The organism is Enterobacter cloacae complex sp. 277I4, from assembly GCF_050031465.1.
GTDB classification, from domain to species: Bacteria; Pseudomonadota; Gammaproteobacteria; order Enterobacterales; family Enterobacteriaceae; genus Enterobacter; species Enterobacter cloacae.
Map to the genome: position 1 here is coordinate 3963986 of NZ_JBLGWC010000001.1, position 11936 is coordinate 3975921.

The following is an 11936-nucleotide window of genomic DNA, read 5'->3' on the forward strand; positions in this document are numbered from 1 at the left end:
TTACATCCTTTTTGAACATGACCGGGCTGCGGCAACCACCGCCTGCCCGAAGGAGATAGCCCCGTCACCCGCAGGCAGATGATGGGGAAAAAGAAGCGTGAAATCAGAGAGGTGTGCACGCAGACGCGCCCGCAGCAGGCGGTTATGCAACACGCCGCCGCTGAAACAGACGGTAGAGAGCGACAGGCGTCGGGCATGGCGTCGGGCTAACGCCGCCAGCCCTTTTGCCAGCGCGTCGTGAAAGGCCCACGCGCGCTCACAGGGTTGCGCCTGCCAGGCCAGCCACTGCCGCCAGAAGAGCGCAAGGTTTTCAACCTGAAGCGTCACCGGGTGCTCAACACCCGGGCACTGCGCGGCCAGCGCCTCCAGCCTGCAGGCGGCTTCGCCTTCATAGCGTTGTGTTTCAATACCCAGAGCACAGGCCACCGCATCAAACAACCGCCCGCAGGACGACGCCAGCGGCGCGTTAAGGCCGCGCTGAACGGCGGTCGCTAAAAGCGGCCAGTTTTGCGAACGTACGGCGCGGGTTTCCGGGTAGCGTTGCCAGTCAGGAACAAACGCCAGGCAGTGTGCCAGCAGATTTCGCCAGGGCTGCATGGCCGCGAGATCGCCGCCCGGCATCGCCACGGCGGGCAGACCACCCAGATGCTCGCACTCAAGGTAGTTCACCCGCAGACACTCCCCGCCCCACAGCGCGCCGTGCTCGCCCATGCCGATCCCGTCCAGCGTCAGGGCGATGGCGTCGCCACCGTCGAGCGGCCAGCCGTTTTCGGCAAGGCAGGCCGCGGCATGCGCGTGATGATGCAGTACGGTATCGACCGGCAGCGCCTGCTCCTGTGCCCAGTGCCGGGCGTGATAGCCAGGATGGGCATCGCACACCAGCCGCTCTGGCTGAAAGGCGTAGATCTGCTGCATCAACGACAGTGCTGAACGCCACTGGGCCTCGACACCGTCGTCACTGAGATCGCCAAAATGCTGGCTCAGCACCGCCTGGTTACCGCGCACCAGACAGAAGGTATTCTTCATGTCGGCACCGGTCGCCAGAATAGAGGGAACAGGGCTAAAACCGGCGGGTAACGTGATGGCATCCGGCACGAATCCGCGCGCCCGACGCAGCATGGCCCCGTCCTGATCAATCACGGAATCGTCCATCCGCTGCAGGATGTCGCGGTTATGGAGCAGAAAACCGTCAGCGATCTCTGCGAGCTGTTCCAGCGCCTGGGGATTACTGATGGCAGGCGGTCTGCCGCTGAGGTTGCCGGAGGTCATCACCAGCGGGCGTTGCGTCTCCTGCATCAGCAAATGCTGCAGCGGATTGGCCGGGAGCATCACACCGAGGCTATCCAGGCCCGGCGCGATGTCGTCCGGGAAGGCCGGCAGCCAGGCTTTAGGGATCAGCACGATGGGCGCGGCAGGCGAGCGCAGCCGCGTTTGCACCGGCTGCGGAAAGCCGTCGGCGCTGGGGATCATCACCGCCAGCGGTTTCCCCGGACGCTGTTTACGTGCCCGCAGCGTTGCCACCGCCTGCGGGTTAAGCGCGTCGCAGGCCAGATGAAATCCGCCCAGCCCTTTGATAGCCACAATGCCACCGTTTTTCAGCATCTGCACCGCCGCGTTCAGCGCCAGCTCGCGGGTGACAACCCGATCGGCCGCACGCCACTCAAGCTCAGGGCCGCAGTCCGGGCAAGCCACGGGCTGGGCGTGAAAACGTCGGTCCGCAGGGTTGCGGTATTCCGTTTCGCACGGCGAGCAGAGCGGGAATGCCGCCATGGCCGTGGCCGGGCGGTCATACGGCATGGCGCGGATAATGGTAAAACGGGGGCCGCAGTGGGTGCAGTTAATAAACGGGTAACGATAGCGGCGCTCGTGGGGGTCGTTCATCTCCGCAAGGCACGCGGGACAGGTGGCGGCATCCGGTACAATCTGGGTGTCCATTGCCCCGCCCGCGCTGTGGCGAATGGTGAATGTCTCTGGCAGCGTTGACCAGTGGAACGGCTGCGTGTCGATACTCTCGATGCGCGCCAGCGGCGGGCAGTCCTGGCGCAGCCTCGCGGTGAAATGCCCCCCATTACCCGCGAGGCGCACCAGCACGCCCTCTCCGTCGTTGCAGACATCGCCGGTCAACTGCAGCGCCTGAGCCAGTTGCCAGACGAAGGGCCGAAAGCCCACGCCCTGCACCTTGCCACGCACCCGCAACTGTACGCCGTTACCGCCCATGACGGATCAGAACAGCAGAGATGAGGTGGTATCGAACGCTGCGCGACGGCGCTTTTCGGCGCTCATCTGCTCGAGCTTATCGCGATCCACGCAAACCAGCGCGTGTGTCGGGCAGGCCTCCATACAGGCCGGACCGGCGTCACGGTGATAGCAAAGATCGCATTTGTTGGCTTCGGCTTTTTCCGCCCGCACGTTCAGCCCCATGCCGCTGTTGCGGACCACCGGACGAACCACCACCTCCATCGCGCCATACGGGCAGGCGACCACGCAGGTTTTGCAGCCGATACAGCGCGCCTGCATCACATGCACAAAGCCTTTTTCACGTTTGATTGCTCCGTTAGGGCAGACGTTGGCGCACGGCGCGTCTTCGCACTGACGGCAGATAGCGGCAGTGGAAATATTCACGCCTTTGATGACGTGGATCCGCGGCAAAAAGGTCTCTGGCGTAAGCGAAGCGCAATCCTGCTCCGCCTGATGAGACACCACGCACGCCACTTCACAGGTACGGCAGCCAATGCATTTACTGGCATCGGCCATAATAAAACGGTTCATCTGCTTCTCCAGCATTACAGTCATGCGCGGAGATATTCATAAACCGTGCCAGTTTTTAACTCTTTGATTTATAGTGATTTACAAAATGACGCCAGGGCTGTCATCGTCACTTCTGACGATGACAGCTGTCGACATCAGCGGTGCGGGCCGTCGATGACAGAGTCGCGCAGGATAAGCTCACCCGAGAAGGTTTGCTGATACTTAAACTCGCCGCCGTCGAGCATAAAAATCAGGCGGCTGATGGTCTCTTTAATCATCTCCGTAACCGGAATACGCACGCTGGAGAGCGAGGGCACGATGTAGGGCGCAATCGCCACATCGTCGAAGCCTACCACCGACACCGCATCAGGCGTGGCGACGCCGCTGTCGTGAAGCTGTTTCATGGCGCCAATCGCCATATCGTCGTTACTCGCCACCAGCGCGGTAAAGGTTTCGCCGCGCGAGAGCAGCTCAGACACGGCCGCCGCGCCGCTGGCCGGGTTCCATTTGCCGTGGGCGATCAGCGTCGGACGCAGCGGGATCTGGTGCTGCGCCAGGGCATCTTTGTAGCCGGAGAGACGCTCCACGCCCGTGGGCGAATCCAGCGAGCCGGTGATAAACGCAATGTCACGGTGCCCTTTCTCAATCAGCTGTGACACCGCTTCCTGACAGGAGGCTTTATGATCTGACCAGACGCTGTGGCTGCTGTTTTTACGCAGGCGACGGTTCAGTACCATGATCGGCTGCTCGTATTTCTCGACGATCTCGTCCATCTCTTCCACGCTCAGAAAACGCGGATAGATAATGACCGCGTCACAGCGCATATCAAGCAGGTACTGGATGGCTTCGCGCTCTTCATCGGCGCTGTGCTTGCCGTCCGCCAGGATCAGCTGCCGCCCCTTCTCTTCCGTCATGCGGGCGGCGTGAAACAGCAACTCACTAAAATAGACGCCGTGATACAGGGTGTTGGTCACCACCAGTCCCAGCGTCTGGGTGCGTTTGGTCGCCAGGTTGCGCGCCAGCAAATTGGGGCGATAGCCGCTCTCTTCGATGGCCTGAAAAACCCGGTCTTTGGTCTCCTGGCTGACATAGCCATTCCCCGACAGCACCCGGGAAACCGTCGCTTTCGAAACGCCTGCCCGCTTCGCCACTTCAAGCATCGTGGTCATGTTGTTATTCCCTTTCATACTGATGGCACGCAGTGTACTGCACTGCAAAACAATTGTCGCAACGACGCGCTCACGCTTTTTGAACCGTCTGGTGATCGCCATCACGAAATGAAAAAATGGTCAAAATGCGATCTTGTTTCATTCAAAGAAACTCATGATGATTATGTGGAACCGGTTTCCTACATACTCTCACAACGACAACAGGATCACATCCGATGGCCAAAAATTATGCCGCGCTGGCGCAAGACGTTATCAGCGCGCTTGGCGGCAAAGACAACATCGTCGCCGTCACCCATTGCATGACGCGACTGCGTTTCGTCCTGAAAGACGAAACCGCTACCGATACCGCACGCCTGAAAAATATCAGCGGCGTACTGGGCGTGGTACGTAACGACAACCAGTGCCAGGTGATTATCGGCAATACCGTTTCTCAGGCTTACCGTGAGGTGGTGAGCCTGCTGCCAACCGACCTGCAGCCTGCCGTACCGGAAGGCCCACAGAAATTGACCCTGCGCCGCATCGGTGCCGGGATCCTCGACGCGCTGATTGGCACCATGTCGCCGCTGATCCCGGCGATCATCGGCGGCTCGATGGTCAAGCTGCTGGCGATGATCCTTGAGATGACCGGCGTGCTGGAGAAAGGCGCGCCGACGCTCACCATTTTGACCGTCATCGGCGACGGGGCGTTCTTCTTCCTGCCGCTGATGGTGGCAGCATCTGCCGCGGTGAAATTCAAAACCAACATGTCGCTGGCGATCGCCATTGCAGGCGTGCTGGTGCACCCGAGCTTTATCGAGCTGATGGCGAAAGCCGCGCAGGGTGAGCACGTCGAATTCGCGTTTATCCCGGTGACGGCGGTGAAATACACCTACACCGTGATCCCGGCGCTGGTGATGACCTGGTGCCTGTCGTATATCGAACGCTGGGTGGATCGCATTACGCCTGCGGTGACGAAAAACTTCCTCAAGCCGATGCTGATCGTGCTGATTGCCGCCCCGCTCGCCATCGTGCTGATTGGGCCGCTGGGGATCTGGATCGGCAGCGCCATCTCCGCGCTGGTCTACACCATCCACGGCTATCTGGGCTGGCTCTCCGTGGCGATCATGGGCGCGCTCTGGCCGCTGCTGGTCATGACCGGGATGCACCGCGTCTTTACCCCGACTATCATTCAGACCATTGCCGAAACGGGTAAAGAGGGGATGGTGATGCCGTCGGAAATCGGTGCCAACCTGTCGCTCGGCGGTTCATCCCTGGCGGTGGCATGGAAAACGAAAAACCCGGAGCTGCGCCAGACGGCGCTGGCCGCGGCGGCTTCCGCCATCATGGCGGGCATCTCTGAACCGGCGCTGTACGGCGTGGCGGTTCGCCTGAAACGCCCGCTGATTGCCAGCCTGATTAGCGGCTTTATCTGTGGCGCGGTGGCCGGTATTGCGGGGCTTGCCAGCCACTCAATGGCGGCGCCGGGGCTGTTTACCAGCGTGCAGTTCTTCGATCCGGCCAACCCGATGACCATTGTCTGGGTATTCGGCGTCATGGCGCTGGCGGTCGTGCTCTCCTTCGTGCTGACCCTGATATTAGGCTTTGAAGATATCCCGGTCGAAGACGAGGCTGAAAAAGCCCGCGCCCTGCAGAGCGCGCCGGTGCAGGCCAAAACCGCACAAGTTTAACCGTATAACGAGGTAGAAATGTCTGTTTTTCCACAAGGATTTTTATGGGGCGGCGCGCTTGCCGCCAACCAGAGCGAAGGCGCTTACCGTGAAGGCGGCAAAGGGCTGACCACGGTCGACATGATCCCTCACGGCGCAAACCGCCTGGCGGTGAAGCTTGGTAAGGAAAAGCGTTTTTCGCTGCGTGACGACGAGTTTTACCCAAGCCACGAGGCGATCGATTTTTACCATCGCTACAAAGAGGACATCGCCCTGATGGCGGAGATGGGCTTTACGGTGTTCCGCACCTCGATTGCCTGGAGCCGCCTCTATCCGAACGGCGACGAACCGCTGCCGAATAAAGAGGGCATTGCCTTTTATCGCGCGGTGTTTGAAGAGTGCAAAAAGTACAACATTGAGCCGCTGGTCACCCTGTGCCACTTCGATGTGCCGATGCATCTGGTGACGGAGTATGGCTCCTGGCGCAACCGCAAGATGGTCGATTTCTTTGCCCGCTACGCCCGCACCTGTTTCGAAGAATTTAACGGTCTGGTGAAATACTGGCTCACCTTCAACGAGATCAACATCATGCTGCACAGCCCGTTCTCCGGCGCGGGGCTGGTGTTCGAAGAAGGTGAAAACGAAGATCAGGTGAAATACCAGGCCGCGCACCACGAGCTGGTCGCAAGCGCGCTGGCGACCAAAATCGCCCACGAGGTAAACCCGGAAAACCAGGTCGGCTGCATGCTGGCGGGCGGGAATTTCTATCCTTACTCCTGCAAGCCGGAAGACGTATGGATGGCGCTGGAGAAGGACCGCGAGAACCTGTTCTTCATCGACGTGCAGGCGCGCGGCAGCTATCCGGCCTACTCCACCCGCGTGTTCCGCGAAAAAGGGGTGGTGATTGTGAAAGATCCGGGCGACGACGAAATGCTGAAAAACACCGTCGATTTTGTATCGTTCAGCTATTACGCCTCGCGCTGCGCGTCGGCCGATATGAATGCGAATAATACCAATGCGGCGAACATCGTCAAATCCCTGCGCAACCCGCATATTCAGGTGAGCGAATGGGGCTGGGGCATCGATCCGCTCGGCCTGCGCATCACCATGAACATGATGTACGACCGTTATCAGAAACCGCTATTCCTGGTGGAAAACGGCCTCGGCGCAAAAGATGTCATTGATGAAAACGGCGAAATTAACGATGACTACCGCATCAGCTATCTGCGCGAGCATATCCGCGCGATGGGCGATGCCATTGAGGACGGCGTGCCGCTGATGGGCTATACCACCTGGGGCTGCATTGACCTGGTGGCGGCCTCAACGGGCGAAATGAGCAAGCGCTACGGGTTTGTCTATGTGGACCGCGACGATGCCGGAAACGGCACGCTGGAGCGCAAACGCAAGAAATCGTTCTGGTGGTATAAGAAGGTGATTGCGAGTAACGGGGGGGATCTGGCGTAGCCTGTTGCTTCCCCCTCACCCCGGCCCTCTCCCCCCAGGGGAGAGGGTGTATTTTGTCCCCTATCCCCTATGGGGAGAGGGTTAGGGTGAGGGGCTGGAACCCACCCTTTCCAACCCACCCCGCAAGCCGTGAATAGACCACTTCCACCGCGGCTTTCACCGGGGGTGTCATCGGGTAATAAAATCCGACGATGTCCGGCTGAATGCCCAAAAACAGCACCTCGCCCACGTCCTCTTTGATCTGATCCACCAGATAGTTAAGCGGCATATTATGCGTGGTCATCATGAACATGTCGGCAATGTCGTCCGGGTCGATCAGGCGGATGTCCCCCGGGTTCAGCCCCATATCCGTAGCATCGACAATCAACAGCCGATCAGGGTGAAGTTCGCGGATGGCCACCACGTCGTTTTCCGGCGCGCTGCCGCCGTCAATCACCACCCAGTTGCCCTGCGGGTTCGCGGCACACATCTCTGCCAGCAGCGGGCCTGCGCCGTCGTCGCCCATCATGCTGTTGCCGACACACAGTAAAACGTCAGTCACGTAATCTCCTCACCATCAGGTAGATGGCACTTTCCTGATGAATATCATGCAGCATGCTGAGCAGCGTTTTGCTCCACGCCTGCTGTTCGGGGGTTTGCCGTTTCAGCGCCGCGTCAAACGCGTTCGCCAGCATCGCAATATGGTTGGCGTCGATAACGATCTCACCGTACTTCGGTACCCCTTCCATTTTGCGCCGCGCCGTACTGCCCTCTTCCAGCGTGGCGATCCACGCCAGATAGTCGGACCACGGGCAGCTCAGCGCCGCCTCCAGGCAGTCGATCACCCCGAGGTGATGCCCAATCGCCAGGCTGTAATAGACCACCTGCTGCGCCGCGTCCGGCGTGGCATCGTTCTCATCAATAAATTTACGGCTCAGCTGACTGAACACCACCGTCTCACTCATCGGATACGCGCCTCATCCACAATGCTGTTCAGGTTCGCCACAATCTCATTGAGACGCGGGTCATTTTCCGCCTCCAGCCAGCGCGCCACCTGGTGCTCGCCCTGGCTCAGCAGGCGCAGGTAATCGTCGGCAATCTGGCGGCCATAGCGATAGCCCGCCAGCCTACGCGCCGTGCGGTCTACCTTCACCCGCAGCGGCTGCACCATGTCCGGATGCAGGATCATCGCAGGCTGATTGTCGGGTTCACCCGGTTCACGGGCGTGGATTTTCTGCTCCAGCAGGCCGAGCGCCATGGCAAAGCCGTACAGCGTGGCGGCAGGCGTCGGCGGACAGCCCGGAATGTAGACGTCCACCGGTACGATTTTGTCGGTGCCGCCCCATACGCAGTAGAGGTCGTGGAAGATGCCGCCGCTGTTACCGCACGCCCCATAGGAGATACAGATTTTCGGATCGGGCGCAGACTGCCAGGCGCGCAGCGCGGGCGAGCGCATGGCGCGGGTGACGGCCCCGGTGAACAGCAGAATGTCGGCATGACGCGGAGACGGCACCACTTTGATGCCGAAGCGTTCGGCGTCAAACAGCGGTGACAGCGTGGCGAAGATCTCAATCTCGCAGCCGTTGCAGCCGCCGCAGTCCACGCGGTAAACGTAGGCCGAGCGTTTGATTTTTTTCAACAGCGACGCCTTCATGCTGGCGATGGACTCCTCCACCGTCATTGGCACCGGAATGCCCCGCTCGTCGCGCGGACCGAGTAAGTTTTCCATCAGCTGGCCTCTCTCATATGACGGGTGATATCGATGCGGTCGGACGGCAGCAGACATTTCTGCCGTTTGCATTCCGGGCAGGTTTCAAAGCTTTCGCGATGATGCTCCGCGCGGGCATCGCCGTTGTGCTTAAGCAGCGCGATGGCATAGTCGATCTCTTTTTGCACGGCGAACGGACGTTTGCAGACGCGGCAGTTACACAGGGCAAAACGCGACTGCTGCAAAAAGTCCTCTTTCTTCCACACCGCCAGCTCGTACTCCTGAGACAGACGAATGGCGACCGTCGGGCAAACCTCTTCGCAGCGGCCGCAGAAGATGCAGCGACCGAGGTTAAACTGCCAGGCCAGTTGGCCGGTTTTCAGATCCGTTTCCACCGTCAGGGCATTCGACGGACAGGCGTTGACGCAGGCCGCACAGCCGATGCACTGCTGCGGGTTGTGTTCCGGCTTGCCGCGAAAGTTTTTATCCACCGGCATCGGCTCCAGCGGGTAGCGGCTGGTGGGCGTGCCGGTTTTGATCACTTTTTTGATAAAGGTAAACATGACAAGTCCTTATTTCAGCGGCGAGTTCTTACGCTCGATGCTGTAGCGCTCAAGCTCTTTGTACGGCACCACCTGGCTTTTCTTCTTGCGCACGTCCACCACGGTCATGCGGTCGGTGCAGGAGTAGCACGGGTCGAGGCTGCCGATGATCAGCGGCGCGTCGGAGACCGTGTTGCCGCGCAGCATATAGCGCAGGGTTGGCCAGTTGGCGTAGGTGGCCGCACGGCAGCGCCAGCGGTAAAGCTTCTGGTTATCGCCGGTCATGCTCCAGTGGATGTCGTCCCCGCGCGGCGCTTCGGCAAAGCCGAGGGCAAAGCGGTTCGGGATGTAGGTGAAGCCCTCCACCATCAGCGGGCCGCCCGGCAGGTTATCGAGCCCAAAGTCGATCATATTCAGCGCGGTGAAGACCTCGTTGATACGCACCTTCAGGCGGGAGATGACGTCGCAGCCCTGTTCGCTGTGTACGGTCATTGGCAGCAGGCCGTAACCGACAAACGGGTGATCGGCGCGGGTGTCGCGGGCGTGGCCGCTGGCGCGCACCATCGGGCCAACGTTGCTGAAGTCGCGGGCGATCTCCGGATCAAGACGGCCGATCCCCACGGTACGCTGCTCGATGTTGGGCGTGCTGAGCAGCATATCCACCAGCTCCTGCACGTCGCGACGCATCTGCTGTGCCAGCTGTCGGGTCTGGATCATGTCGTTTTTAAGCAGGTCACGGCGGATCCCACCGATCAGGTTCAGACCGTAGGTTTTACGCGCCCCGGTGAGGATCTCCGCCATCTTCATCGACGCCTCGCGCACGCGGAAGAACTGCATAAACCCGGAGTCGAAACCGACAAAGTGACAGGCCAGACCGAGATTCAGCAGGTGCGAGTGCAGACGTTCCACTTCCAGCAAAATGGCGCGGATCATCTGCGCGCGCTCCGGCACCACGATCCCCATGCCGTTCTCCACCGAGGTGGTATAGGCGGTGCTGTGGGCGAAGCCGCAGATGCCGCACACGCGGTCCGAGAGGAATGTCACCTCGTTATAGCCCATCCGGGTTTCCGCCAGCTTTTCCATGCCGCGATGGACGTAGAACAGGCGGTAGTCGGCGTCGATAATGTTTTCGCCATCAACAAACAGGCGGAAGTGGCCTGGTTCATCAGAGGTGACGTGCAGCGGGCCAATCGGCACCACGTTGTTCTTTTTGTTGCCGAGTTCGTTAATGAACTCGTAGGTTTCGCTGTCGGTGGTTGGGGCCGGACGCTGGCGGTAATCCATGCTGTCCTTGCGCAGCGGATACAGTTCGTCCGGCCAGTCGTCCGGCAGCACCAGGCGGCGTTCATCCGGCAGCCCCACCGGCACCAGGCCATACATGTCACGCACTTCGCGCTCGCCCCAGACGGCGGCAGGCACGCGCGGTGTGACGGACGGGTACTCCGGCTTGTTCGGGTCGACTTCCACGCGCACAGTAAGCCAGCACTTCTCGCCCTGCTCCATCGACATCACGTAGTACACCGCGTAATTGCCGCACAGCTGACGCTCGTCATTGCCGAACAGCACTGACAGCCAGCCGCCCTGCTGGTAGTAAAGAAACTCCACCACTTCCGGCAGATAGTTCACCTTAATGGTGACGGTTACCTGGTCTTTGGTCTGCCATCCTTCATCCAGCACAACACCCGGAAAAGCCTGATGCAACGCGGCGAGATACTGCTGACCTTTCTTTTCTTCAGACATAAATACTCTCTTTAATCACGCCACCAGCAAGGAGACGAACGCTAAAAATGCAAAACCAAAACCGGCCCAGGTGATGCGCGAGGTCGCGACAAAGCGCAGACGTGCCATGCTGTTTTCAAACAGGGCAATCACCAGCACGCCGACCAGCAGCTTGAGCGCGGCAACCACCACGGCCAATACCAGCCCCCCAGCGGAAAAGTGCGTCATCTGCCCCCACGGGAAGAAGACGCCAACAAACATCTGCAGGACCACCAGTTGCTTAAGGCTGATGCCCCACTTAAGCACCGCAAAGCCGTAGCCGCTGTATTCGGTCAACGGCCCTTCCTGTAGCTCCTGCTCGGCTTCTGCGAGGTCAAACGGCAGTTTGCCCATCTCAATAAAGGTGGCGAACGCGCAGGCGCAAAGGGCCAGCACTAGCGGGAGGGTACGTGACACCGGCCAGTGGTAAACGGTGTGGGTGATAAAGCTGATATGGGTGGAACCCGCGACCTGCGCGGCCACCCACAGCCCCAGCAGCAGGATCGGTTCGACCAGCACGCCCAGCATCGCCTCGCGGCTGGCGCCGATACCGGTAAACGGGCTGCCGGTATCCAGGCCCGCAATAGCAAAGAAGAAGCGGGCAATGGCGAAGAGGTAAATCAGCGTAATCAGATCCCCAAGTGCAGGCAGCGGCGAGCCCACCGTCACCACCGGTAGCGCGGTGGCGATGGTCAGCATCACGCCGACCATCACGAACGGCGTCAGGCGGAAGACCCAGCCTGCGGCATCCGGCGCCACGCCCTGGCGGGAGAGCAGCTTGAAGAGATCGCGGTACTCCTGGAGCACGCCAGGCCCGCGACGGTTGTGCATCCGGGCGCGCGCCACGCGCGTGATGCCCGACAGCAGTGGCGCAACGGCGAACAGCACCAGCGCCTGAAGTATTGCCAGTAACAGACTCATG

General features: G+C 60.3%; 11 protein-coding genes. 2 read left to right on the top strand and 9 right to left on the bottom strand.

What is annotated here, in order from left to right; translation table 11 throughout:
• The 3 genes from hypF to ACQG19_RS19305 all read right to left on the bottom strand — a co-directional run bounded on the left by hypF (position 1) and on the right by ACQG19_RS19305 (position 3917).
• Entirely contained in the window at positions 1 to 2217 is a 2217-nt protein-coding gene (gene hypF / locus ACQG19_RS19295) for a carbamoyltransferase HypF (protein WP_246932388.1), read from the bottom strand.
• A gap of 6 nt (positions 2218 to 2223) precedes the next feature.
• Complete coding sequence (gene hydN / locus ACQG19_RS19300) at positions 2224 to 2769, bottom strand: electron transport protein HydN (RefSeq protein ID WP_014833044.1); 546 nt, start codon at positions 2767 to 2769, stop codon at positions 2224 to 2226.
• 134 nt (positions 2770 to 2903) lie between these two features.
• Entirely contained in the window at positions 2904 to 3917 is a 1014-nt protein-coding gene (locus ACQG19_RS19305; protein WP_029883949.1) for a LacI family DNA-binding transcriptional regulator, read from the bottom strand.
• 215 nt (positions 3918 to 4132) lie between these two features.
• Between ACQG19_RS19305 and ascF the strand changes: the two genes are divergently transcribed.
• Positions 4133 to 5584, top strand: a complete 1452-nt coding sequence (gene ascF, locus ACQG19_RS19310; RefSeq protein ID WP_246932391.1) for a PTS cellobiose/arbutin/salicin transporter subunit IIBC — start codon at positions 4133 to 4135, stop codon at positions 5582 to 5584.
• An 18-nt stretch (positions 5585 to 5602) separates the two neighbouring features.
• Complete coding sequence (locus ACQG19_RS19315; RefSeq protein ID WP_219247318.1) at positions 5603 to 7027, top strand: 6-phospho-beta-glucosidase; 1425 nt, start codon at positions 5603 to 5605, stop codon at positions 7025 to 7027.
• A 67-nt stretch (positions 7028 to 7094) separates the two neighbouring features.
• Here the strand turns inward: ACQG19_RS19315 and hycI are convergent, their stop codons facing one another.
• The 6 genes from hycI to ACQG19_RS19345 are packed head-to-tail and all read right to left on the bottom strand — an operon-like array spanning position 7095 to position 11935.
• A complete protein-coding gene (hycI, locus tag ACQG19_RS19320) occupies positions 7095 to 7568 on the bottom strand; it encodes a hydrogenase maturation peptidase HycI (RefSeq protein ID WP_013098461.1) in 474 nt (157 codons plus the stop codon).
• Entirely contained in the window at positions 7561 to 7971 is a 411-nt protein-coding gene (locus ACQG19_RS19325; RefSeq protein WP_014833049.1) for a formate hydrogenlyase maturation HycH family protein, read from the bottom strand. The genes hycI and ACQG19_RS19325 overlap by 8 nt, the downstream gene beginning before the upstream one ends.
• Positions 7968 to 8735, bottom strand: coding sequence for an NADH-quinone oxidoreductase subunit B family protein (locus ACQG19_RS19330; protein ID WP_014833050.1), 768 nt, complete (start codon positions 8733 to 8735; stop codon positions 7968 to 7970). The genes ACQG19_RS19325 and ACQG19_RS19330 overlap by 4 nt, the downstream gene beginning before the upstream one ends.
• Positions 8735 to 9277 (bottom strand): formate hydrogenlyase complex iron-sulfur subunit, encoded by a 543-nt coding sequence (locus ACQG19_RS19335; protein ID WP_023620172.1) that lies wholly within the window; start codon positions 9275 to 9277, stop codon positions 8735 to 8737. The genes ACQG19_RS19330 and ACQG19_RS19335 overlap by 1 nt, the downstream gene beginning before the upstream one ends.
• Before the next feature lie 9 nt (positions 9278 to 9286).
• Positions 9287 to 10996 (bottom strand): formate hydrogenlyase subunit HycE, encoded by a 1710-nt coding sequence (hycE, locus tag ACQG19_RS19340; RefSeq protein WP_029883192.1) that lies wholly within the window; start codon positions 10994 to 10996, stop codon positions 9287 to 9289.
• 15 nt (positions 10997 to 11011) lie between these two features.
• Entirely contained in the window at positions 11012 to 11935 is a 924-nt protein-coding gene (locus ACQG19_RS19345; protein WP_222168944.1) for a respiratory chain complex I subunit 1 family protein, read from the bottom strand.
• Position 11936: the final 1 nt, after the last annotated feature.